The following is a 23,982-nucleotide window of genomic DNA, read 5'->3' as shown; positions in this document are numbered from 1 at the left end:
GCGCCCGCGCATGACCGCTCCCTTCCTTCCCTTCCGGACCGATCCGGCGTGGGGAATGCGGGGCCGGAGCCGTTCTTTTGCCTTTCGCTTTTTGGACCGCCGTAATGCCGCACCGCCTCGCCGACCCGCTGTCCCGCCGTGCCGTCCTGCGCGCCGGGGGTGTCGCCTTCGCGGCGACGGCACTCGGCGGCACCGGCCTCACGGCACCGGCCGCCGGTGCGCTGAAAGCCGGCCTTGCCGATCCTGCCCCGGTCACCGCCAGCGGCGATCTGGTCGAGGTGGAACTGGTCGCCCGCCAGCGCATGCAACGGATCCTGCCGGAGCCGGCCGCACCATCGCCGCTGATCACCTATGCCGACAGCTTCCCCGGTCCGATCGTCCGCATGCGCAAGGGCCAGCGGCTGCGCGCCACCCTGGTGAACGAGTTGGAGGAGCATACCTCCGTCCACTGGCACGGCATCCGCCTGCCGAACCTGGAAGACGGCGTGCCCTACCTGACCCAACCGCCGACCAGGCCCGGCGAACGCCATGTCTATGAATTCACCCCACCCGACGCCGGCTCCTTTTTCTTCCATCCCCACTGCAATACGGTGGAACTGCTGGGCCGCGGGCTGGCCGGCATCCTGATCGTCGAGGAACCGGATGCCCCGAAATTCGACGCCGATGTGGTCTGCCTGGTCAAGGACTGGCAGATCGACAAGAGCGGCAGCTTCGGTACCTTCATCACCGACCGCGGTGCCTCGCGCGCCGGCACCTTCGGCAGCGTTTCCACCGTCAACGGCGCAATCGATCCGGTCATCGAAGTGCCAGCCAACGGCGACATCCGTGCCCGCTTCTACAACATCGATAGCACCCGCGTCGTCGATCTGCGGATCGAGGGGGCGGAGGCGTGGATCGTCGCGGTCGACGGCAACCCTCTGCCGCCGCGGCCGCTGGACGGCTGGCCGATGGGGCCGGCGATGCGCATCGATGTGCTGTTCCGCGCCCCTGCCAAGGCTGGACAGAGCCTGCGCCTGACCAACGTCTATTCGGCCGAACCCAAGCCGCTCGCCACCTTCCGGGCCATCGGCCCGGCCCGGCCCAACAAGCGCTTCAAGCCGCGCGCCCTGCCGGCCGCCGGCATCCCGGAGCCCGATCTGAAGAACGCGCCGGTCATTCCGATGGCCTTCTCAGCCACCGCGGTGGCCCAGGGCTTCGACGCTGCGACGATAGCCGGCCTGCCCTATGCCGATTCGCTGTGCCTGTCGGAAAAGACCTTCTGGGCGATCAACCAGCAGAGCTGGCCGGAAGGCGGACACGAGCGCCTGCCGCCGCCGCTGGTCACTTTGGAAAAGGGCCGCAGCTACGTCTTCGAATTGGCCAACCTGACGCCGCACCTGCACCCGATCCATATCCACGGATACACCTTCAAGGTGCTGTCGTCGGACGGACGCAAAGTGGTGCCGCACCACGCCGATACCGTGTTGCTGGAACCCAAGGAGCGCCTGCGCGTCGCGATCAAGGCCGACAATCCTGGTGACTGGATGTTCCACTGCCACATCATCGAACATCAGGACACCGGCATGATGGGATACATCCGCGTTGCTTGAGTCCCGCCTTTCAAAGCTCCGCCGTGCCGCCCTTGCCGCCGGCCTGCTGCTGTCCCTCGCCCCAGCGGCCCCCGCAGCACATGCCGCCGAAAGCCTCGACAACCGCATCGGCGAGGCGCTGTTCCGCCGCATGTGGGTTGCCGCACCCACCGCCACCCAGGCGGCCGACGGTCTCGGCCCGCTCTACAACGCGCGGTCCTGTGCGACCTGCCATCCGCGCGGCGCCGGTGGCCGTCCGCCCGACCCGGCGGTGGAGGGCGATCAGGGCGTCGGCTACGCCATCAAGCTGAACGACGACCCTGTCTATGGCCGTCAGATCCAGTCGAATGCCGTTCTGAGGCAGGTGATCGAAGGTCGTCCGCGCGTCACCTACCGCGAGGAGGAGATCCGCTTTCCCGACGGCGCCATTGTCCGGCTGCGCCGCCCGACACCGGTGGTGACCGACCTGGGCTATGGTCCGCTGGCGGAAGCGACGGTGATGTCCGCCCGCGTGCCTCCGCGGGTCCATGGCATGGGGTTGCTCGACCGCATCCCGGCCGGCGAGATCGAGGCCGAGGCGGCGCGGCAGGCGGCAGCCGCCGGCCCGGTGGCCGGGCGGGTGAACCGCGTGACGGTTGCCGGCAAGCCCGAAGTCGGCCGTTTCGGCTGGAAGGCCATGCATCCGACATTGGACCATCAGGATGCGGAAGCCTTCAGCCTCGACATCGGCATGTCGACACCGGCCTTCCGTGATCCCTGGGGCGACTGCACCCCTGTACAAACCGCCTGCCGCGCGGCGCCGCACGGCGATTCGAAGCAGTTCGAAGGGTTGGAGATTCCCAGCACGGTCATCGGCCTGATCGACGGCTATCTGCGCGACCTGCCGCCCGACGGCAGCCTGGAGGCTTCGAAGGACAAAGCCGGCATCGCGCTTTTCATCGACACCGGCTGTGCCGCCTGTCACCGCCCGTCCTGGCGGACGGCCGTGGCTCCGGCCCATCCGAGCCTGTCCGACCGCGACATTTTTCCGCACAGCGACATGCTTCTGCACGACCTCGGGCCGGGGCTGGCCGACGCCCTGCCAATGGGCGAGGCCCGCGGCCAGGACTGGCGCACCACGCCGCTGTGGGGCCTGAACCGGCTGGCTGCGAAGGACGGGCAACTGTCCCTGCTTCATGATGGCCGCGCCCGCAGCGTGACCGAGGCGATCCTCTGGCATGGTGGCGAGGCCGAGGAGGCCAAGGGCCGCTTCATGAACCTGCCTGCTGAGGCGCGGAAACGGCTGGTGCGCTACGTGCTGGGTTTGTAAAGGAAGAGCGGGATTTTCCTTTGCGGAAAACGACAGAAGGAATGTGATGGTATGCGACGCCGCATAGTGCTTGGACTGATGTCGGCCGCCGCCGCCGTGGCGGCGCTGCTGCCGCGAACGCCGGCCTTCGCCGCCCGCCAGTCCGACAAGGACAGCGCCTTCCTCGTCGGCATGGTCCGCAGCCACGCCCTGCCCCGCTTCGACGCACTGGCGGGTGCCGCCACCGCCTATGCCGATACGCTCGACCGCTTTGCCACCGGTCCGACAGCGGCAGGGTTGGATGAGGCGCGGGCCGCCCATGTCAAGGTCACCGACGCCTGGGCCGGGGCCCAGCATCTCCGGCCGGGGCCGCTGACGCTGAACCTGCGCGCCGATCGCATGTCCTTCTGGCCGGAGCGGCCGGGTGTCGTCCAACGGCAGATCGCGCAGATCCTGCGCGACCAGGACCAGCGGCTGCTGCAGCCGGGCGCGCTCGCCCGCCAGAGCGCGGCGGTCCAGGGTCTGACCGTGCTGGAGCGTCTGCTGTTCGATGAGAATGTCACCGTGGACAGTTTCACCGGCAGCGACGCCAAGCATTTCCGCGCCCAGCTCGCCGCCGCTGCCGCCCACAATATCGCCGCCATCGCCACCGACTCGCGCGATGGCTGGAAGGAGTTGGAGGCGCCGCTGGCCGCCGGCCAACCCACCATGCTCGGCCCGACCGCATCCGAAGCGGTCAACACGCTGTTCTCCTCCGCCATCACCGCGATGCAGGTCATCATCGACCAGAAGCTGATGGCTCCGCTCGGTACTGGCATCGAGGACGCCAAGCCGACGGTGGTGGAGGCGTTGCGCAGCGGTCGCGCGCTCCGCAACATTGCGCTGAACCTGGAGGGGCTGCGGGCTCTGCTGATGGGCGAGCATGGCGGTCCGGGGTTCGTCACGCTGCTGCCCGCCAACGACGACGGCGCCACCGCCAAGCAGGCCATCGATGAGAGCTTTGCCGCCGCCATCAGCGCCATCGAGGCGGTGCCCGGCCCGCTGAACAAGGCAATTGCCGATCCCGCCGCCCGCAAGAAGACCGACGGAGCGCTGCGCCTGATCAAGGCGGCTCGGGTGGAGATGCTGGGGACGCTCGCCCCTCTGCTCGACATCACGCTGGGCTTCAACGAACTGGATGGAGACTGAGCCATGACGGGGAATGGGGCGATGGGCCGTCGGAACCTCCTCGGCGTGCTGGCCGGCAAAGCGCTTGGGGCCCGTCTGCTGGCGGGTGGACGCCTGCTGGGCGGCGGACTGCTCGCCGTCCTGTCAGGCAAGGCGCACGCTGGAGCCGCCGGCACGATCTACCTGAATGCCTATGCCACAGCCGGTGCCGAGCCCAGCTTCGGCGTCGCGGCGCTGGATGGAACCGGCAAGCTGCTGTTCACGACCGCAACCCCCGGCCGCGCCCACGGCATCGTGCCGCGCCCCGGCATCGCCGAGGCCGCTGTCTTCGCCCGCCGGCCGGGACGCTGGTTCCAGACCCTGTCGCTGGCCGACGGCACCCCCGGGCCGGTGGTGCGTGCGCTCGACGACCGCCGCTTCACCGGTCATGGCGACTATTCCGCCGACGGCCGCATCCTCTATGTTGCCGAGGACGACGTCCCGCGCGAAGAGGGCGCCATCGGCATCTATGACGCCACCGACGGCTACCACCGCATCGGCGCCATCCCGACCCACGGGCTTGGTCCGCATGAACTGATCCTGATGCACGACGGTACGACGCTGGCGGTCGCCAACGGCGGGGTCATCACCCATCCCGACACCGGGCGGGCCAAGCTGAATCTCGACAGCATGGATTCGTCGCTGACCTATGTGGAGGCGGCGACCGGCACGCTGCTCGACAAGGTCCATCTGCCGGAGGAGCACGCCAATCTCGGCATCCGTCACATCGCCCTGCTGGAGGACGGTGGCATCGCCTTCGGCGTGCAGGACGAACGGCCGATCGGCATGCTGCAGCCCCTGACCGGCGCGCACCGGCCCGGCGGCGCCATCCGCCTGTTCGACACTCCGGAGGATGTGCTGTCGCGCATGCAGGGCTATATCGGCAGCGTCGCGTCGGACGGTATGACCGTCGCCGCCAGTTCGCCGATGGGCGGGGTGATCGGGCTGTGGGACGCCGGGAGCGGGGCCTGGCTCGGCTCCACCGCGCTTGCCGACGGCTGCGGACTGGCGCCGAACGGCGACGGCTATCTGGCGACCAGCGGGTTGGGCGTGATCGAGACGGTGTCGAAAACCGCCGCCGCCGGACCGGAGCGCCGGGCGCCGGCTTTCCGCTGGGATAACCACCTTACGCGGCGGGTGGCCTGACCCGGTGTTGCCCGGCACGGCGATTCAGGCCAGCAGCGCCGCCGCATGGTGGCGCAGATGGTCCTCAATGAAGGTGCTGATGAAGAAATAGCTGTGGTCGTAGCCCGGCTGCATCCGCAGCGTCAGCGGATGGCCTGCCGCCTCGGCTGCCGCGACCAGTGCCTGCGGCTTCAATTGGGTCTCCAGGAACCCGTCGCGATCCCCTTGGTCGATCAGGATCGGCAGGCGTTCGGCAGCCTCCGCGATGAGGGCGCAGGCATCCCATTCCAGCCAACGGTCGCGATCCAGGCCGAGGTAGCGCTCGAACGCCTTCTCTCCCCACGGCACCGCCGTCGGGTTGACGATGGGCGAGAAGGCCGACACCGCCTTGTAGAAGCCCGGATGTTTCAGTGCGCAGACCAGCGCGCCATGTCCGCCCATCGAATGGCCGGCGATGGACCGGTTGCCGGTCACCGGGAAATTGGCCTCGATCAATGCCGGCAGTTCCCGCGTCACGTAATCGTGCATGCGGTAGTTGCGCGCCCAGGGCTCTTCGGTCGCATCGACGTAGAATCCGGCACCCTGGCCGAAGTCCCATGCCCCGTCGGGATCTCCCGGCACCCCGTCGCCGCGCGGGCTGGTGTCGGGGGCGACGATGGCCAGCCCCAGTTCGGCGGTGACGCGGAAGGCACCGGCCTTCTGGGTGAAATTCTCGTCAGTGCAGGTCAGGCCGGACAGCCAGTAAAGGACTGGCACCGAAGCTCCGGCCTCCACCTGCGGCGGCAGAAAGATCGCGAAGGTCATCGCGCAGTCCACCGCCGCGGATTGATGCCGCACCTGCTTCAGCCAGCCGCCGAAGACGCGGGTTTCCGACAGGATGGTGAGGGAGTCGGTCATGGAGGCGCCTTTGTGAAAACGAATGCCGGGAAGAGGCCCTCTCCCAGGTCCGGAGAGGGTGATTCCGTCACTGGTTGTACAGGATGACCGAGCGGATGCTCTTGCCCTCATGCATCAGGTCGAAGGCGTGGTTGATGTCCTCCAGGCCCATGGTATGGGTGATGAAGGTATCCAGCTCGAACTCGCCGCGCAGATAGCGCTCCACATACTCCGGCAGCTCCGAGCGGCCCTTGACGCCGCCGAAGGCGGACCCGCGCCAGACGCGGCCGGTGACCAGCTGGAATGGGCGGGTGGAGATCTCCTCTCCGGCGCCGGCGACGCCGATGATCACCGACTCGCCCCAGCCCTTGTGGCAGCATTCCAGCGCGGCGCGCATGATCTTCACGTTGCCGATGCACTCGAAGCTGTAATCGACGCCGCCATCGGTCATCTCGACCAGAACCTCCTGGATCGGACGGTCGTAGTCCATCGGATTGACGACGTCGGTGGCGCCCAGCTGCTTGGCGATCTCGAACTTCGACGGGTTGATGTCGATGCCGATGATGCGGCTGGCCTTGGCCATGGTGGCGCCGATGATGGCCGACAGGCCGATGCCGCCGAGGCCGAAGATCGCGACGGTCGAACCGGGCTCGACCTTCGCGGTGTTCATCACCGCGCCCATGCCGGTGGTGACTCCGCAGCCCAGCAGGCAGACCTTCTCCAGCGGGGCGGCCTTGTTGATCTTGGCGAGCGCGATCTCGGGCAGCACCGTGTATTCGGAGAAGGTCGAGGTCCCCATATAGTGGGCGATCTCCTTGCCCTTCAGGGAGAAGCGGCTGGTGCCGTCGGGCATCAGGCCCTTGCCCTGGGTGGCGCGGATCGCCTGACACAGGTTGGTCTTGCCGGACAGGCAGAATTTGCACTTGCCGCATTCCGGCGTGTAGAGCGGGATCACATGGTCGCCGACCGCCACCGAGGTGACGCCGGGACCGACCTCGACCACCACGCCGCCACCTTCATGGCCGAGGATGCAGGGGAACACGCCTTCCGAATCCTTGCCGGACAGGGTGTAGGCGTCGGTATGGCAGACGCCGGTGGCGACGATGCGAACCATCACCTCGCCAGCCTTGGGCGCCGCGACCTCGACCTCTTCGATCTCGAGCGGACGGTTGGCTTCCCAAGCGACGGCGGCGCGTGACAGGACCATGTGGGCTATCCTTCCCAGAAAGCGGATTGGCAATTGGTTGCCGCAGTGTAGACCGCTGCCGGTCATTGCCAGAACGGCAAATTCGAGAATAGATTTTTGCTGTATGGGGATAATCGGCAAGGAAGGTTGGAGGTGCCATGAGCGGATGGGACGGCATCGACGAGTTCGTGGCGGTGGCGGAAGCCGGCAGCTTTTCTCGAGCGGCAGAGCGGCTGCGGGTTTCGTCCTCCCATGTCAGCCGCTGCGTCGCGCGGCTGGAGGATCGATTGCAGGCCCCGCTGTTCTACCGGACGACCCGAAAGGTCAGCCTGACGGAGAGCGGCCGTACCTTTCTCGCCCGTTGCCAGCGGCTGGCGGAGCAGCGTGACGATGCCTTCCTGGCCGTGGGCGCCCTTCAGGGCGGCGACAGCGAGGTGAAGGGCCTGCTGCGGATGACCTGCGCCACCGCCTATGGCGAGCAGTTCGTCATGCCGCTGATCAACAGCCTGATGGAGCGCAATCCGCAACTGAGCATCGAGGTGGAACTGACCAACCGCCGCCTCGATCTGGTGCAGGAGGGCTACGATCTGGCGATCCGGTTGGGCCGTCTCAGCGAGTCCAGTCTGGTCGCGACCCGCATCGCCCCGCGGGTGATGCATCTGTGCGCCGCCCCCACCTATCTGGAGCGGCATGGTGCACCGGGCAACCTTGCGGACCTGGGCACCCATCAATGCCTGATCGGGACTGCCGACCATTGGCTGTTCGACGACAGTGGCCAGGACTGGCTGTTCCGCCCACGTGGCCGCTGGCGCTGCAACAGCGGCTTTTCCGTTCTGGACGCGGCGCTGCGCGGCTTCGGGCTTTGCCAGTTGCCGGATTATTACGTGCGGGGACCGGTTGCCGAAGGTCGGCTGGTCTCCCTGCTCGACCGCCACCGCCCCCCCAACACCGCGGTATGGGCGGTCTATCCGCAGAAGCGGCATGCCCCGCCCAAGGTCCATGCGGCGATCCGGCATCTGAAGGACGGTCTGGCGCGGAGAACGGAATATCGCTGAGCCAGCGATATTTGCAAATGCGAATCACTTGCAATTGGGGCGAGGCGGTCATAGGCTGCTTCAGTTCATCGCAAGTGGAGTTCGCCATGACGACCATGTCGTCCCATCGCCGGGCCACACCGTGCCGCGAGCGGTTCCAGGACCTGCGTACGGCGGAGGCGCTGGTCGTCTCCGTCCTGCGGCTGTGGGCGGAGCCCCTGCGGGAGCCCGACCGTCCGCATCCGCACTGGCAGGATGGAATGACCGCAGCCGGCCTGTCCAACGACGCTGCGGTTGCGTTCGATACGTTGATGCGGATCGTGCTGGCTGCCACCACCCGTCCACTCGACCTGCACCGGCCGCCCTGCCCCGCGCTGGGTACCGACGAAGCCATGCTGCTCGACATGTTGCGGCTGGTCCAACAAGACCGTCATGGCGAGGCCGGGCTGTTGATGAACGACTGGCTGCCGCTGGCTGGAGTGCGGATGGCGATGGCGCCGCTCTGCGTCCTGGCGTCGGCATTGACCCGCGCTGGCCTGCAGATGCCCGACCCCTCCGACGCGCCTCTTACAGACAGAGCGATTGACAGGGTTAACGCAAGGCGGATGGAACGCGTGCAGCCGGTGGCCGACCGCGGCGCCACCCTGCTGCACTGACGCGGTTCCGCCGCGATGCCGGTCTTGCGGCTACCGCCGCACCCCGGTGGCGATGCGGTCGGTAAAGGCGGCGACCGCCTGACTCATCGCCCGGACCAGGGTATCCGGCTCGGCATCGGCGGCCGGAATCTCCACGGTCTCGCGCGATGGGCCGATCCTGCGACCAGCCGTTCGGCCGCCTGCCATGTCAATCGACAGGCTCCATTGCGCATCCAGCACAACACGGCCGGCCCTGTCGGCGTCGAACCGCAGGATGGTGACGGCCAGCACCGCGGTCCCCTCCGCCACGGAGGCCCCTGCCACCGGCAGAACGGTCATTCCAGGCAACCGTGCCGCCAGATCGGCGGCGAGGGTGGAGCGCAATCCGTCGGCCAGCGGTTCGGCCCAGCGATCGAATTCCAGAGCTTCGACCCGGTTGCCGTCGATGCGGCGCACGATCTGCGGTCGGTCGATCAGCATGGGCAAATCCAGCGATCCGAGCGCCAGCACCTGAGGTGTCGTCCGGGTTGCCTGCACCGATCCGGACGGTGGAACCATCGCCAATGTGTAGAGCCGGCTGTCCGGCGTCGATTGACAAGCTGCCAGCAACAGAAGCGGTGCCGCCAGCACCGCCCCTCGCCATCCGCGCATCCACCTCATTGCGTTCCCTCTTGTCGTCACGGTGTCTTGCCCCGAAGCAGTGCTTCCGGATGGCGCTCCAGGTAATCTGCCAGCACACGGAAGGAGCGCGCGGCGTCATTCAGCTGCCGCAGCACGCCGGACAGGTCGGCTTGTCCGCCTCCACCGCCCAGCAGGCCGTTGGCGCTGTTCAGCGTGCCTTGGGCAGCGGTGGCCACGCCGCGCAGGCTCTTGACCAGCTCCGGCAATTGACGTCCGGTATCGCGCATCAGCACATCGGCACTGCCCAACGCCTTGGCGAGCGCCGCCAGCGAACGCGCGAGGTCCGGCGAACCGGCAACGCCGGTTACGGACTGCAAAGTACCGCGCAGATCGGCGACCAGCCCGTCCAGCGGCAGCGCCGCCACCTTGTCCAACACGGCGCCGGCCGACCGGGTGATCGAATCGATATCGCTGGAGGCAACGGTCGGCAGTTCTGACCGCTCGGTCCCTGGCGCTGTCGGCGGATGGCCGGGTTCATAGTCGAAGGACACCAGCTTCTGCCCGGTCAGCAGATTGCCCGACGCGAGCCGGCCCCGCATGCCCTTCTCCACCTGCACGGCGATCAGCGTGCGCACCGCCGGTTCGTCCATCGGCTTGCCGTCGATCACGGCATAGGTCCGGGCCACCAGATCGGGTTCGATGTCAATCTCCACCGGAATGTGCAGTTCCTGCCGGGCCTCGTCATATTCCAGCCGAACCGCCGAGACATGGCCGACGGTCAGGCCGCGCATCAGCACCGGCGCTCCAGCCTGCAGCCCCTGGACCGATCCGGCGAACTCCAACCGGTAGCGCACACGCAGCCGGTCGCGGGCCGCCGCCGCGGTCGCCTGATCCTCGTAAAGCGTGAAGCTGGCCCAGTCCTTCGCGGGGCCCCCTGCTTGAGGGTCGGGCGGAGTTTCCAGCACCACGCCGCCCAACGCCAACGTCTTCAGGGACTCCGTCTGGAACTTGAAGCCGTCCGCTCCGGCGGAGATCTGGATGCCCGATGAGCGCCAGAAACGGCTTCCCTCATGCACGAGCCCCTCGTACGGCGCGCGGACGAAGATCGATACCGACACCATCCGGTCCTGTGGTGACAGGCTGTAACCCATTACCTCGCCGACCTGGACGCCGCGGAAATAGACCGGGGATCCCTGGGCCAGCGACCCCAGTTGTTCCGTCTTGAGGTTGAAGCTGCGGCCGGGCACGTCGGCGCGGATCACCGGCGGTTCGTCGAGTGCGTCGAATTCCCGCCGGTCGTCGCCGCCGCCGGGCTCCATTTCGACATAGGTGCCCGACACCACGGTGCTCAGCCCCGACACTCCGCCAAGCCCGAGACGCGGCGCCACCACCCAGAAGCGGGTCCCGTCCTTGAGGTGGCGGGTGGCGGTGCGGTCCATCCGCGCGGTCGCGACCACTTGCGACAGGTCGTCAGACAGCCTGACCGATTCGATGACGCCCAGTTCGACGTTCTTGTGCTTGATCCGGGTCCGCCCCGCCTCCAAACCGTCGCCGGACTGGAAAGTGATGACGATCTGCGGCCCGCGTTCCTCCAGCCAGCGCCAGCCGAGCCATCCCGCTATCAATGCCGCGACCAGCGGCAGCAGCCACAGGAAGGACAGGCGCCGACGCGTGGAAACATCCACCTCGGGCGGATGAGGCGGTGGGATCGGTAAAGGCTGTTGGCCGGCTTCAGTCATGCCGCCGCTCCTCCGCCCGGTCCCACATGACGCGGGGGTCGAAGACATGGCTGGCCAGCATGGTCAGGATGACCACGGCGGCAAAGGCGATCGCGCCGGTATCGGCACGCACGGAGGCGACGGCGCCGAACTGCACCAGCGCCGTAAGGATGGCGATCATGAATACGTCCACGTTGGACCAACGCCCGATGGCATCGATGAAACGATAGAGACGGGTCCGTCCCTGCAGCCTGACGGCCGATCCGCGCCATGCCGTGACGACGAACCATGCCAGACCGCCCAGCTTCAGGACCGGAACGGCGACGCTGGCAACGAAGACCAGCAGTGCCAACGGCCACATGCCCGAGCCGGCCAACTCCCCGACGCCGCCCAGGATCGTGCTGGGGTCGCCCTGGCCGAAATTGACGACGGTCATCACCGGCAACAGGTTGGCCGGCACATACAGGATGGCGCTCGTTGCCACGAGCGCGGTCGTTCGTCCCAGGCTGTCGGGCTCGCGTGCATGCAGACGGCTGCCGCAGCGGGTGCAACGGTGCGGATCGGCACCGCCATCACAGGAGTGGATGCGTCCGCATACCGAACAGGCGATCCAGCGATGAGGGGGAGGCGCCGGATCGGACGGCACATGGTCGATCGCCGACCATAATGCCCGGCGGTCGAGCCACTGGTCCATCACCGTGATCGCCAGCACGTAGCCGCCCAGCGCCAACCCACCGGCCAGCACCTCGGCATTGGCAAATCCATACAGCTTGGAATAACCGACCAGTAGCCCGAGGAGGAAAACATCCAGCATTGCCCATGGGCGCAGGACCTCGGTCAGGGCGAACAGCCGGGCGGTCGCCCTCGGCGAAGCGGCGGACCGCCCGGTGTGCAGGCGCAGCATCACGGCGATGACCCCCGCGACGCGTGCCACCGGCGCCCCCAGCACCAGCAGGCCGACCAGAAGCGCCAGCGGCCACATACCCTGAGCGGCCAGCGCCTCGATTCCGGTCGTCACCAGCCCTGCCCTGTCGTTGCCCTGGATATGCACGGCCATCAGCGGTTTAACGGCGATCAGCCCCAGCAGCAGCAGCGCCGTCAACGCCATCGGCAACGCATGCTGCGGACCGCCCGCCACATGCCGGTACAACAACGCGCTACATCGGGTACAGCCGGCACGACCGCCAGGCGGCAAGGAACGGACCTGATGCAGCCGTCCGCAATCCGGACAGGCGACCAGATCGTCACGGACCACTCCCTGCACTCCACTCAACCCAACCTTGCCCGACACTGTCGACATGCAAGCACTCGAACCGATTCCATCAGGAAAACCCGCACTCCAATTGGCTTTTTTGAGCTGCAACACAAGCCCTGGCAAAGGGAATAGGCGAAAATCTGCTGCGATGCAGCAAGGAAAGGCATTGGCAGGGACCAAGCGTGGAATTCACGATTGACCGTCGGATTATGTACATACATTATCTTCGAAACGTCATATCGCAGCGCGGCGCGGAGAGCGGGGTGCAGGGGTTGGCACGGCAAGGCCTGACCGGACAGGATGGATTTGGCGGGCCGGCACGCAAGCCGGAGAGCCTTGCGCTCGACGGCCTCGCGCTCGATGGAAAGGGCCCGCTGTTCGACCAGATCAAGCGCGCCGTCGCCGGCCAGATCCTGCGCGGGCGCTGGCAAAGCGGTGAGCGCCTGCCCAACGAAGCGGAGTTGTCGGCGCTCTACGGCGTTTCCCGCCAGACCGTCAACAAGGCCATCGCGCTGCTGGCGCGCGAAGGCTTCCTGGTCCGCCGCCGCCGGGCCGGCACCTTCGTCGCCACCGGCCGCCGCGACCGCTTCGCCCTTCCCATCGAGGACATCGGCGACGTTGTCGCGCGCGAAGGGCGTGTGTATGAATTCCGCATCCGGGAACGCAGGAGCCTTCGCAACGGCGAGGGTATCCGCTGGCCGGACCTGCCGGACGGTACGCCGATACTGGCACTGGAATGCCTGCATTTCAGTGATGGCACACCGATCCAGCACGAGCGCCGTCTGCTCAATCTCGATGCGGTGCCGGAGGTCGCTGAGGAGTCGTTCGAAAGTACGGCGCCCAGCCGTTGGCTGGTCGACAGGGTGCCCTGGTCATCGGCCGAGCATACAGTGCGCGCTGTAAACGCGACTGGAGACATGGCGGCACTGCTGGGTGTGGAGGCCGGTACGGCCTGCCTGTCCATCCGTCGGCAAACCGTGCATCTCAATCGGCCGATCACGCTGGTTCATTTCCTCTCGGTCGGCGACCGCTTCAGCCTGAGCGGCTCGTCGATCACCGACAGTGCGACCGAGTTGAATTTGTAAACACAAAAGGACCGGCCTCATCCGCCGGCCGCAACAGGGGTATGTTCACGATGGAGAGCAAGGGCATGGTTCGCACGATGTTCAAGGCAGCACTGCTGGGCGCCACGCTGCTGGTCGCCGGTGCAACCGCCGGCACGGCGATGGCTGACACGTTGGCCGACGTCAAGAAGGCAGGAGTCATCACGGTCGCCACCGAAATGCAGTTCCCACCCTTCGATTTCCTTGAAAACAACGAATACAAAGGCGTCGACCGCGACCTGATCGACGAGGTGGCGAAGGAGCTGGGCGTCAAGCCCAAGTATATCGACCTGCCCTGGACCAGCGTCCTGCCGGGCCTGGAGGCCAAGAAGTTCGATCTGGTCATCGCGCCCGTCACCATCACCAAGGAGCGTATGAAGCGCTACTCCTTCACCGTTCCGATTTCCGAGGCGACTGCCGCGATCATGAAGCGCGCCGACGACAAGAGCATCAACAAGCCGGAAGACATCGCCGGCAAGAAGGTCGGTGGCGGAAAGGGCACTTCCCAGCTGGCGCAGGTCAAGGAGTTCGGCCAGACCCTGCCGACCCCGCCGGATGTGCGCGAGTATGTCGACAGCAACCAGTCCTACGCCGACCTCGCCGCCGGCCGCGTCGATGCGTCGGTCAACTCGCTGCCGAATCTCGCTTTCGCCGCTGCGCAGCGCAAGGAGACATTCGCCGTCGTCCTGCCGCCCTTCGGCAAGCCCTCCTACTTCTCCTGGGTCGGTCGGCCGAGCGACGATGACAAGAGCCTGATCGAAGCGGTCAACGCCGCCTTGGTGAAGATCCAGAAGGACGGCCGGATGGCCAGCATTCAAAAGAAGTGGTTCGGCGTCTCGCAGGAGCTGCCGACCACGGTTCCGGAACCGCAGCTCTAAGAAAGTCGCATCCTTCCCTCTCTTCCATTGAGAGAGGGAAGGAGTCCCGGCCCTGCCGACAAAGGCCCATTCGATGAAGTTCAGCGTCATCATCGACGCCTTTCCCCATCTGCTGGGGGCGGCCGTCACGACCGTCTGGGTCTCGCTGCTCGGCGTGCTGCTGGGGCAGGTCATCGGCGTGCTTGTCTGCGTGGCGCGTCAATCCGGCGGACGGGCGGCGGACATGGCCGGCGGGGTCTATGTCAGTTTTTTCCGCGGTGTGCCGCTGCTGATCCAGCTTTTGCTGATCTACTACATGTTGCCGCTTGTCGGCATCGACGTGCCTCCGCTCGTGGCCTCCATCGCAGCGCTGGGCCTCGCCTCCGGCGCCTATGTGTCGGAGATCTACCGGGGGGCGCTCAATGCGGTGCCCCACGGCCAGTCGGAGGCGGCATTGGCACTCGGCTTCCCCGGCGCAGCGATCTGGATCCGCATCCTGCTGCCGCAGGCCTTCCGGATTTCTGTGCCGGCCCTGGTCAACGAGTTGATTCTGCTGCTGAAGGCGTCCTCGCTGATCTCGGTCGTCGGTGTGGCTGAGTTGACGCGGACGAGCCAGACCATTTCGGCCAGCAACTTCCGCCCGCTCGAAATCTATCTTGCGGCGGGCGTCATCTACCTGGCGATCAACGGCGCGCTGGCCCTGTTCGGCACGCTGGTCGAACGCCGGTTGCAACAGGGTTGATGCGATGCTCGATCTTTCCCTGCTGGTCCAGTACGGCCCGGCGCTGCTGCGCGGCTTCGGCGTCACCATTCTGTGCTGGGGGGCCGGCTGCGCCATCGGCATCGTGCTGGGCTTTGCCTTGATGCTGCTGCGACAACTGCCGTTCAAGCCGCTACGCTGGATCATCCGTGCCTATGTCGAGGTGATCCGCGGCACGCCATTCCTGATCCAGCTGTTCCTGCTCTACAGCGGCGGTCCGTCCATCGGCCTGCGGCTGGAGGCGACGGCGGCCGGCATCCTTGCGCTGGGCATCTACGGCAGCGCCTATTTCGCCGAGATCTTCCGCGCCGGCTATCAATCCGTTCCGAAGGGACAGGTGGAGGCGGCGCTCAGCCTCGGCATGTCCTACAGCGCAATCCTGCGCCGGGTGATCGTGCCGGCGATGCTGGTCTCGACCGTGCCGGCCATCGTCAACATGATGGCGATCCTGACCAAGGAAACGGTGGTTCTGTCGATCATCACCGTGCCGGAATTGATGTACGAGATGCAGACCATGGCGGCGGAAACCTTTGCCACCTTCGAGACCATCCTGGGCATGGCGCTGTTCTACTGGCTGCTGGTGGAGGTGGTGTCGCGCCTGGGCCGTCGGCTGGAGGCCCGCGTCACCCGTTTCCTTACCCATGCGTCGCCGCAGGGCTCCCCGACCCAGACCGCAACCGCGAGGGCGTGATGATCGCCGTTTCCGAAACCACCACCCCGCCCCGCGCTTCCTCCGGCACGGACACCGTGCCGATGGTCTCGATCCGCAGCGTCGGCAAGAGCTTCGGCACCAACGAGGTGTTGCGCGACATCGACCTGACCGTCAACAAGTCGGAGGTCGTCTGCCTGATCGGCCCAAGCGGATCGGGCAAAAGCACGTTGCTGCGCTGCATCAACTTCCTGGAAGTGTATGACCGCGGCGAGATTCGCATCGAAGGCAAGCTGGTCGGTTACAGCGAAGGCACCCCGCGTCGCCGCCTGTCCAACCGCGACCTGCGGACTTTGCGCCGCAACGTCGGCATGGTGTTCCAGCAGTTCAACCTGTGGCCCCACATGACCGCGCTGGAGAATGTGGCGGAGGCGCTGGTACAGGTCCGCGGCATGGACAAGGCCGCAGCCGCGGCCCGTGCCCGCCAGATGCTCGAGCGCGTCGGTCTGTCCGCCAAAGCCGACAGCTATCCAGCCCGCCTGTCCGGCGGCCAGCAGCAGCGCGTCGCAATCGCCCGCGTCATCGCGATGGAACCCCATCTGATGCTGTTCGACGAACCGACCTCCGCGCTCGACCCCGAATTGGTGGGCGAGGTGTTGCAGGTCATGCGCGATCTGGCGGCCGACGGCATGACCATGGTGGTGGTGACGCACGAAATGGGATTTGCCGCCAACGTCGCCGACAAGGTGGCCTTCCTCGATCATGGCCGAATCGCCGCCTTTGGCACGCCGCGCGACGTATTCCACGAATGCGCAGAACCGAGGTTGAAGCAGTTCCTCCAAACCTACCATGAGAGGAACAGCTTCTAACGAATTGGTTTTCTTTATAGTTTCAGGATTTCCCTCGCTGCTCCGCGGACGGGAGGGTTTTCCGGTATCGTGGTGGGCCCATGCCCGCCGGCCTAGGAAATGGGGGCGGAAAAGCATTGATTGCGGCATTGGCTACCTCACCCCTGGCACCCCGCCTGCAAACCGGCTAAGTAACTTTCGCATGCGCAACAGAATCGCAACGCGAAAGTCCAGCGCCCGTCGATGATCGAACTCCGGTCCATCACCCACGCCTATGGCGACCGTCCCGTGCTGCACGACCTTTCCCTGCAGCTGGCGGAGCGACGCATCGCCATCCTCGGCGGCAACGGCTCGGGCAAGAGCACACTGGCGCGGCTGTTGAATGGCCTGATCGTGCCGAACGCCGGCAACGTGAGCGTGGACGGGCTGGATACCCGGACCGATGGACGCGCGGTACGCCAGCGGGTCGGCTTCGTCTTCCAGAATCCCGACACCCAGATCGTCTATCCGACTGTGGAAGAAGACCTTGCCTTCGGCCTGAAGGCTCGCAAGCTGCCAAAGCCCGAAATCGCCCGCCGGGTGTCGGTGGCGCTGGAGCGCTATGGCCTCGACAGCTACCGCCATCAACCGGCGCACCAGATGAGCGGCGGCGAAAAGCAATTGCTCGCCATCGCCGGTGTGCTGGTGCTGGAGCCGGCCTATGTGATCTTCGACGAACCCACTACCCTGCTCGACCTGCGCAACCGCCGCAAAGTGGTCGAACTGCTGCGGGGCTTGCCGCAAACCGTCATCGTCGTCACCCACGACCTCGACATGGTGATGGATTTCGACCGGGCGCTGGTGCTGGAGGACGGCCGCATCGTCGCCGACGGTCCGCCTGCCTTGGCCGTGCCGGCCTATGTCGAGCGGCTCGGCTGATGCTGGGGCTTTATCTTCACCGGGACTCAGTGATCCATCGGCTGCCGGCGGGGGCGAAACTGGGTAGTCTGCTGCTGACGACGGCACTGGTGCTGGTGCTGCCGGGCGTCTGGGGAGCAATGGCCGCCGGCCTGGTCGGCACCGCGGTTCTGATCGCGGCGAGACTGCCGGCGGGACGGGTGCTGCGCGAGTTGCGGGCGCCGGTCGTCATGCTGACGCTGTTGTTCGGTTTTCAGGCACTGCTCGCCGGCGGCGGCTGGGAGGATACCGCCGTCGGCGTCGCCCGCTTCGCCGCGCTGATCCTGCTGGCGACGCTGGTCACGCTGACCACCCGCGTCATGGACATGGTCGATCTCTTTGAATGGCTGTTCAGCCTGATGCGCCCGCTGGGCGTCAATCCGGCCAAGATGGCGCTGATGCTTGCGCTGACCATCCGCTTCATCCCGATGTTGGGCGAGCAGGTGCGCGAAGTGCGGATGGCTCAGCGCGCCCGCGGTGTCGAACGCAACATAGCCGCCTTGTTCGTTCCGCTGCTGGTTAAGATTCTCACAATGGCCGATGATCTGACCGCCGCGCTGGAAGCGCGCGGCTATGACCCGGCCGATCAGGACTGTCAAAGCACCAAGAATATTCAGCGATAACGTCACCCTCCGAAGGAAGCGTCCATCATGCTGTCGACCCGCGACCTTGTTCTCTGTGCGCTGTTCGCCGCCCTGCTCGGCGGCCTTGGCATGGCGCCGCCGATACCCCTGGGCTTCCTCCCGGTGCCGATCACCGCGCAGACCTTGGGGGTGATGCTGGCGGGCACCATCCTGGGCGCCAAGCGCGGCGGTTTGGCCGCGTTGCTGTTCGTGCTGCTGGTCGCGGCCGGGTTGCCGCTGCTGGCTGGCGGGCGTGGTGGCATCGGCGTACTGATGGGACCGACCGGCGGCTTCGTGCTTGCCTTTCCGCTGGCCGCCTTCGTCACCGGCTGGCTGGCGGAGCGCTTCGCCACCAACGCCAATCCTGTCCGCCTATTCGCGGTCAGCGTTCTCGGCGGGATACTGGTCGTCTATGCCTGCGGCATCCCCTGGCTGTGGCTGGTTGCCGGCCTGCCGATCGAGAAGGCAGTCTATGGCTCGCTGGCCTTCGTACCGGGCGACCTGATAAAGGCTGGAATCGCAGCGGTCGCTGCCGCCGCCGTCCGCCGTGCCGGCATCCTGCCGATCCATGCCTGATCGACCCGTAACCGGAGAGTTCACCGGGTTGGACAACCTCGCGCGCGCCTTTGCGAAGGTCGCCGAAGACGATCCCGGACATCCGGCACTGATCGTCGACGGTGTGAAGCTGTGCTATGGCCGGTTGCTGGAGCAGGTGCGACGGGTGGGCGCCGGAGTGTCCGCACTGCGGTCCGATGGGAAGCCCCCCCGCGTCGCCCTGAGCCTCGGCAATCGGCCAGAGTTGCCGGTCTTGTTCCTTGGCACCGTCGCGGCCGGGGGCGTCGTCGGGTTGCTCGACCCGAAATGGAGTGCCGGGCAGGCCGCTGCAGCGCTTGAAACGCTCCGTCCCGACCTGCATCTGACCGCCGAAGCCGCCGCCGCCTGGATTGCGGCGCAACCGGCGGGCTGGAGCATTCCCACGGTGGACCCGAAGACTCCGTTCCTGGTCGGCTTCACCTCCGGCACCACCGGCCGACCGAAGGCTTTCATCCGCAACCAGGGATCATGGCTGGCTACGCTGGAGGCAAGCCGGGTGGAGTTCGGCATCGGCCCCAGCGATACCGTGCTGGTGCCCGGGCCGCTTGTCCACGGCCTGGGTCTCTATGGCTTGGTGGAAGGACTGTCGGCCGGTGCGACGGTGTGGGTGCAACCCAAATTCGATGCCGCCGATGCCGCAGCCCGGCTGGAAGAGAGCGACATCACCACGCTGGTGCTGGTCCCGACCATGCTGGTCGGCATCCTGGATGCCGCGGAACGTGATGGTCGACGCTTCCCTCTCCTGAAACGGGTGGTCTGTTCCGGGGCGAAGCTCGCACCAGCGGTGCATGAGCGGCTGACCGTACTCTGCCCCGAGGCCGCGATTCTGGAATATTACGGCGCATCGGAATTGAGCTTTGTCAGCCTGCGCTCGTCGCACGAAGGCGCCCCTGCGGACAGCGTCGGCCGCCCTTTCCACGGCGTGGAACTCAGCCTGCGCGACGATGACGGCAACCCGGTCGAGCAGGGCCGGCCCGGCACCGTCTGGGTTCGCAGCGGCATGCTGAGCGATGGTTATCTCGGGACTGCCGACAGCGCCGGCTTCCGGGAGAGTGACGGATGGGGCACGGTCGGCGATTACGGCTGGATCGATGCCAAGGGTTGGCTGCGGCTGGTCGGCCGGGCCGGCGACATGGTCATCACCGGCGGCCTGAACGTCTATCCGGCAGAGGTCGAAGCGTCGCTGCGGGCTCATCCGGCAGTGGCCGAGGCGGTGGTCTTCGCCCTGCCCGACCCCTATTGGGGTGATACCGTGTCGGCTGTGGTGTGGTGGCGGGGGGCGCAACGTGCATCGCTGGCAGATCTGCGCAGTTGGTGCCATCAACGGCTGGAAGGCTACAAGGCACCGCGACGGGTCTTCGCAGCGGCGGACATGCCGCTGACCGGCAGCGGCAAGATCGCGCGGGCGGATGTGCGTGACCGGGCGATTGCGGGTAGGCTGGAGACACTGGAATGACCGGCCGCCCGATCATCGTCGCGGCACGCCGCACTGCGGTCGGCCGCATCGGCGGCTCCCTGCGCGACCTGCCCGTCCAGGACCTCGCCGCGCCCGTCATCCAAGCCGTGCTCGCCGACGCCGGGATCGATCCGGGCGAGGTGGATGACGTCGTGCTCGGCAACGCGGTCGGCCCCGGCGGCAACGTCGCGCGACTGTCGGCGCTGGCGGCCGGGCTGCCGGTGTCGGTGCCCGGCGTCACGGTGGACCGCCAGTGCGGGTCGGGCCTGGAGGCCATCAACCTCGCAGCCCGGTTGATCCAGGCCGGCGCCGGCGACGTATTCCTGGCCGGCGGGGTGGAGAGCACGAGCACCGCGCCATGGCGGGTCGCCAAGCCGACCAACCTCTACCGCAGCCCGGTCTTCTACGACCGCGCCCGCTTCGCCCCGGACAGCGTCGGCGACCCGTCGATGATCGAGGCGGCGGAGGCAGTCGCAGCCGCGTACGGCATCGACCGGGCCCGCCAGGACCGCTATGCCTTGAACAGCCACCGCAAGGCGGTCGCCTCCCGCCTCACCGGCCGTTTCGACCGGGAAATCGTTCCGCTCACCCTGCCGGACGGCCGGATCGTCGACCGCGACGAATGCCCGCGCGCCGACACCAGCCTGGACCGTCTGGCGATGCTGCGCCCCATCGTAAGGCCGGACGGGACGGTGACTGCGGGCAATGCCTGCCCGGTCAACGACGGTGCCGCCGTGGTCGCGGTGGTGTCGGAGAGGAAATTCCAGGCGCTGGGCCTGACCCGCGGCTTGATGGTGGTGGATTCGGCTGCGGCAGGGGTCGCCCCCAACCTGCTCGGCACCGGCCCGATTCCTGCGGTACGCAAACTCCTGACCCGCAATCCCGGGCTGACGGTCGCCGGTATCGACCTCATCGAGTTCAACGAGGCGTTCGCCGCCCAGGTGCTGGCCTGCCTCGACGCACTGGAGATCGAAGAATCCCGTGTCTGTGTCGGCGGCGGCGCCCTCGCCCTCGGCCATCCCTACGGCGCGTCGGGAGGCATCCTGGCAACCCGGCTGTTCTCCGAACTTCTGTTCCCGGTCGCGGGCACCGCCCCCCGCAGGGGCCTCGCCACGCTCGGCATCGGTGGCGGGCTGGGCCTCGCCACACTTCTGGAATCTGTTTCATGACCAGCGCCCCCGTGGCCGGGGACAGCTTCCGGTCCGCCTTCCGTCACCGTGCCTTCGCCCTGTTCTGGTGCGCGCGGGTCTGTTCGATGCTGGCGATCCAGATGCAGGTAGTCGCGGTCGGCTGGCAGGTCTATGCCATGACCGACAATCCGCTCGACCTCGGGCTGGTCGGACTGTTCCAGTTTTTGCCAACCCTGGCGCTGGTGCTGGTGGCCGGGCATGTGGTCGACAACAACGACCGGAAGACGGTCCTTTTCGGCGCACTGTCGATCGAGACGGTCGCAATCGCCGCCCTGTTCCTGTCCACCATGGCGGGGTGGCTGTCGCCGCAGGCGATCTTTGCCGTGGTCGCGCTGATCGGGCTGGCGAAGTCGTTCGAGGGACCCGCCAACCAAGCGATTTTGTCGGCAACGGTGCCGGTGGAGGATCTGCCGAACGCCGTCGCCTGGCAGTCGTCAGGAGTACAGGTCGCGCAGATCTCCGGCCCGGCGCTGGGTGGGCTGCTCTACATCGCCGGCCCAGCCGCGGTTTATGGCGTCAGCACGGCGATGCTTATCCTGTCGGTCCTGCTGATAGCCACCTGCCGCCCGCGGCCGGTGACGATGACCAAACGTGCCATGAGCCTGTCGAGCATGCTCGCCGGAGCGGCCTTCATCCGCAGCCGGCCCGAAATCCTGGGCGCCATCTCGCTCGACCTGTTCGCCGTGCTGCTGGGCGGAGCGACGGCCCTGCTGCCCATCTACGCCCGCGACGTGCTGCATGTCGGCCCCTGGGGACTGGGGCTGCTGCGCAGCGCCCCGGCGCTAGGAGCGCTCGCCATGGCAATGGTCATCACCCGTTGGGGCGTCAGGCGTCATGCCGGGCGCTGGATGCTGGCCGCTGTCGCCGGTTTCGGCGTCGCCACCATCGCTTTCGGCCTGTCGGCCGATCCGCTGCTGTCCTTCATCGCCCTGCTGGCGGTCGGCGCAACCGATCAGGTCAGCATGTTCGTGCGCCAGACGCTGGTTCAGTTGTCCACTCCCGACGACATGCGTGGTCGGGTGGGCGCCGTCACATCATTGTTCATCGGTGCATCCAACCAACTGGGCGAGTTCGAATCGGGAAGCGTCGCGGCGTTGATCGGCGCCGTTCCGGCGGTCGTACTGGGCGGTGTCGGTGCGGTCGTGCTGGCCGGGCTGTGGGCGACGCTGTTTCCGGCGCTGCGGCGGGTGGATAAGTTGTTGGGACGGTAATGCCCCTCCCCCGCATTGGACGGGAGAGGGACGGCCAAAAGGCGGCAATTGCAGATACAGAGGCTTTACAGGTAACGGATCGTCACCTTGTCCGCCGCCTGCTTGGCCCGCGCACGGGCATCGTCGGTGTCGCTGCCGGCTGCAAGTGCGACGCCCATGCGGCGGTTCTTGCGGGTGGTCGGCTTGCCGAACAGGCGAACATCGACCTCCTGCTCCGCACTGCCCAGGCTCAGGGCACCGGAAAGCCCCTCGATGCGGAAAGTCTCGGCCTCGCGGTCGGCCAGGATGACGGCGGAAGCCGATGAGGCGCGACAAGTGATGCTGGGGATCGGCAGCCCAAGGATGGCGCGGGCATGCAGTTCGAACTCCGATAGGTTCTGCGACAGCAGGGTGACCATGCCGGTGTCGTGCGGCCGCGGCGATAGTTCGGAGAAGACGACCTCGTCGGCTGTCACGAAGAACTCGACGCCGAAGATGCCATAGCCGCCGAGGTTGTCGACGACGCGCGCCGCCATCGCCTTGGCGTCGTCCAGCATCCGCTGGGGCATGGCGACCGGCTGCCAGGACTCCTGGTAGTCGCCGCGCTCCTGCCGATGGCCGATCGGTTCGCAATAGAGGATGCCGTCACGGGTGCGGACGGTCAGCAGGGTGATTTCGTATTCAAAGGGAACGAATTCCTCAACTATCACCTTGCGGCGGTCTCCGCGCATGTTCGCCACCGCATAGTCCCAGGCTGCTTCCAGCCCGTCGGCATCCTGAACCGTGCTCTGCCCCTTGCCCGAGGAAGACATCACCGGCTTGATGACGCAGGGGAAACCGGTGTGCTCCGCCCCGGCCCGGACCTCGTCCAGGCTTTCGGCATAGCGGTAGCGCGAGGTGCGCAGGCCGAGCTCGGCCGCCGCAACCTCGCGGATGCGATCACGGTTCATCGTCATGGTGGCGGCGCGGGCGGACGGGACGACGGTGGTGCCGGCCTCTTCGAACTCGTGGAGCACTTCGGTGCGGATCGCCTCCACCTCCGGCACGATGTAATCCGGATGGTGCTTGGCTATGGCGGCGCGCAACGCATCGGCGTCCAGCATGGAGAACACCTCCGCTGCATCGGCGACCTGCATCGCCGGGGCGTTGGCATAGCTGTCGCAGGCGATGACCTCACAGCCGAGCCGCTTGGCCGCGATAACGAACTCCTTCCCCAGTTCCCCGGAGCCGAGCAGAAGGATCTTGGCGGTGAACATCAACGCAC

Annotated in this window: 23 protein-coding genes; 17 read left to right on the top strand and 6 right to left on the bottom strand. The window is 66.9% G+C overall.

The features are described 5' to 3' along the window. Positions 1-104: 104 nt before the first annotated feature. From AL072_RS17085 to AL072_RS17070, 4 genes are read left to right on the top strand one after another with little or no spacing between them, the layout of a single operon-like run. Positions 105-1,589: a multicopper oxidase family protein gene (locus tag AL072_RS17085; RefSeq protein WP_045583054.1), complete on the top strand. Its 1,485-nt coding sequence runs from the start codon at positions 105-107 to the stop codon at positions 1,587-1,589. Next, on the top strand, positions 1,582-2,877 hold the full coding sequence (locus AL072_RS17080) for a di-heme oxidoredictase family protein (protein WP_082109038.1): 1,296 nt from the start codon (positions 1,582-1,584) through the stop codon (positions 2,875-2,877). Before AL072_RS17085 ends, AL072_RS17080 begins: the two co-directional genes overlap by 8 nt. A gap of 51 nt (positions 2,878-2,928) precedes the next feature. After that, complete coding sequence (locus tag AL072_RS17075) at positions 2,929-4,044, top strand: imelysin family protein (RefSeq protein WP_045583055.1); 1,116 nt, start codon at positions 2,929-2,931, stop codon at positions 4,042-4,044. A gap of 3 nt (positions 4,045-4,047) precedes the next feature. After that, a complete protein-coding gene (locus AL072_RS17070; protein WP_245636817.1) occupies positions 4,048-5,208 on the top strand; it encodes a DUF1513 domain-containing protein in 1,161 nt (386 codons plus the stop codon). A gap of 24 nt (positions 5,209-5,232) precedes the next feature. Here AL072_RS17070 and fghA read toward each other — a convergent pair whose 3' ends face one another. Together fghA and AL072_RS17060 are read right to left on the bottom strand one after the other, a co-directional pair. Then, positions 5,233-6,084, bottom strand: coding sequence for an S-formylglutathione hydrolase (gene fghA, locus AL072_RS17065; RefSeq protein ID WP_045583057.1), 852 nt, complete (start codon positions 6,082-6,084; stop codon positions 5,233-5,235). Positions 6,085-6,151: 67 nt separating this feature from the next. Continuing rightward, positions 6,152-7,270, bottom strand: a complete 1,119-nt coding sequence (locus AL072_RS17060; protein WP_045583058.1) for an S-(hydroxymethyl)glutathione dehydrogenase/class III alcohol dehydrogenase — start codon at positions 7,268-7,270, stop codon at positions 6,152-6,154. A gap of 137 nt (positions 7,271-7,407) precedes the next feature. Here AL072_RS17060 and AL072_RS17055 point away from each other — a divergent pair, with 137 nt between their 5' ends. Both AL072_RS17055 and AL072_RS17050 read left to right on the top strand, forming a co-directional pair. Then, positions 7,408-8,304 (top strand): LysR family transcriptional regulator, encoded by an 897-nt coding sequence (locus AL072_RS17055; RefSeq protein ID WP_045583059.1) that lies wholly within the window; start codon positions 7,408-7,410, stop codon positions 8,302-8,304. Positions 8,305-8,390: 86 nt separating this feature from the next. Further along, entirely contained in the window at positions 8,391-8,939 is a 549-nt protein-coding gene (locus AL072_RS17050; protein WP_045583382.1) for a hypothetical protein, read from the top strand. A 30-nt stretch (positions 8,940-8,969) separates the two neighbouring features. On the opposite strand, the gene AL072_RS17045 is transcribed toward AL072_RS17050, so the two are convergent. The 3 genes from AL072_RS17045 to AL072_RS17035 are packed head-to-tail and all read right to left on the bottom strand — an operon-like array spanning position 8,970 to position 12,557. Continuing rightward, positions 8,970-9,569 carry a PqiC family protein gene (locus tag AL072_RS17045; RefSeq protein ID WP_245636816.1) on the bottom strand — a complete coding sequence of 200 codons (600 nt, stop codon included), beginning with the start codon at positions 9,567-9,569 and terminating at the stop codon, positions 8,970-8,972. Between the two features lie 26 nt (positions 9,570-9,595). Next, positions 9,596-11,278, bottom strand: a complete 1,683-nt coding sequence (locus tag AL072_RS17040) for a PqiB family protein (RefSeq protein ID WP_045583061.1) — start codon at positions 11,276-11,278, stop codon at positions 9,596-9,598. Next, positions 11,271-12,557, bottom strand: a complete 1,287-nt coding sequence (locus AL072_RS17035) for a paraquat-inducible protein A (RefSeq protein ID WP_245636815.1) — start codon at positions 12,555-12,557, stop codon at positions 11,271-11,273. The genes AL072_RS17040 and AL072_RS17035 overlap by 8 nt, the downstream gene beginning before the upstream one ends. A gap of 137 nt (positions 12,558-12,694) precedes the next feature. Between AL072_RS17035 and AL072_RS17030 the strand changes: the two genes are divergently transcribed. From AL072_RS17030 to AL072_RS16980, 11 genes are all read left to right on the top strand, one after another. Next, positions 12,695-13,597, top strand: a complete 903-nt coding sequence (locus AL072_RS17030; protein ID WP_245636814.1) for a histidine utilization transcriptional repressor HutC — start codon at positions 12,695-12,697, stop codon at positions 13,595-13,597. A gap of 65 nt (positions 13,598-13,662) precedes the next feature. After that, on the top strand, positions 13,663-14,493 hold the full coding sequence (locus AL072_RS17025; protein WP_045583384.1) for a transporter substrate-binding domain-containing protein: 831 nt from the start codon (positions 13,663-13,665) through the stop codon (positions 14,491-14,493). Between the two features lie 73 nt (positions 14,494-14,566). Beyond that, positions 14,567-15,214, top strand: a complete 648-nt coding sequence (locus AL072_RS17020; protein ID WP_045583063.1) for an amino acid ABC transporter permease — start codon at positions 14,567-14,569, stop codon at positions 15,212-15,214. Between the two features lie 4 nt (positions 15,215-15,218). Next, positions 15,219-15,923: an amino acid ABC transporter permease gene (locus AL072_RS17015; RefSeq protein WP_045583064.1), complete on the top strand. Its 705-nt coding sequence runs from the start codon at positions 15,219-15,221 to the stop codon at positions 15,921-15,923. Beyond that, positions 15,923-16,750 (top strand): amino acid ABC transporter ATP-binding protein, encoded by an 828-nt coding sequence (locus AL072_RS17010; RefSeq protein WP_045583065.1) that lies wholly within the window; start codon positions 15,923-15,925, stop codon positions 16,748-16,750. The genes AL072_RS17015 and AL072_RS17010 overlap by 1 nt, the downstream gene beginning before the upstream one ends. 222 nt (positions 16,751-16,972) lie before the next feature. Next, positions 16,973-17,647 carry an energy-coupling factor ABC transporter ATP-binding protein gene (locus tag AL072_RS17005; protein ID WP_045583066.1) on the top strand — a complete coding sequence of 225 codons (675 nt, stop codon included), beginning with the start codon at positions 16,973-16,975 and terminating at the stop codon, positions 17,645-17,647. Beyond that, positions 17,647-18,288 (top strand): energy-coupling factor transporter transmembrane component T family protein, encoded by a 642-nt coding sequence (locus AL072_RS17000; protein WP_045583067.1) that lies wholly within the window; start codon positions 17,647-17,649, stop codon positions 18,286-18,288. The genes AL072_RS17005 and AL072_RS17000 overlap by 1 nt, the downstream gene beginning before the upstream one ends. Before the next feature lie 27 nt (positions 18,289-18,315). Next, positions 18,316-18,864 carry a biotin transporter BioY gene (locus AL072_RS16995; protein WP_144428271.1) on the top strand — a complete coding sequence of 183 codons (549 nt, stop codon included), beginning with the start codon at positions 18,316-18,318 and terminating at the stop codon, positions 18,862-18,864. A gap of 28 nt (positions 18,865-18,892) precedes the next feature. Further along, on the top strand, positions 18,893-20,338 hold the full coding sequence (locus AL072_RS16990; RefSeq protein WP_245636813.1) for a class I adenylate-forming enzyme family protein: 1,446 nt from the start codon (positions 18,893-18,895) through the stop codon (positions 20,336-20,338). Next, positions 20,335-21,507, top strand: a complete 1,173-nt coding sequence (locus tag AL072_RS16985; protein ID WP_045583069.1) for a thiolase family protein — start codon at positions 20,335-20,337, stop codon at positions 21,505-21,507. The genes AL072_RS16990 and AL072_RS16985 overlap by 4 nt, the downstream gene beginning before the upstream one ends. Continuing rightward, positions 21,504-22,739, top strand: coding sequence for an MFS transporter (locus AL072_RS16980; RefSeq protein WP_045583070.1), 1,236 nt, complete (start codon positions 21,504-21,506; stop codon positions 22,737-22,739). The genes AL072_RS16985 and AL072_RS16980 overlap by 4 nt, the downstream gene beginning before the upstream one ends. Before the next feature lie 65 nt (positions 22,740-22,804). On the opposite strand, the gene purT is transcribed toward AL072_RS16980, so the two are convergent. Further along, positions 22,805-23,974 carry a formate-dependent phosphoribosylglycinamide formyltransferase gene (gene purT, locus AL072_RS16975; RefSeq protein WP_045583071.1) on the bottom strand — a complete coding sequence of 390 codons (1,170 nt, stop codon included), beginning with the start codon at positions 23,972-23,974 and terminating at the stop codon, positions 22,805-22,807. Between the last annotated feature and the right edge of the window lie 8 nt (positions 23,975-23,982).

It is taken from the genome of Azospirillum thiophilum (assembly GCF_001305595.1).
Taxonomy (GTDB): Bacteria; Pseudomonadota; Alphaproteobacteria; order Azospirillales; family Azospirillaceae; genus Azospirillum; species Azospirillum thiophilum.
Note: the sequence above shows the minus strand (reverse complement) of the source record. Positions and strands in the feature narration are given on the sequence as shown.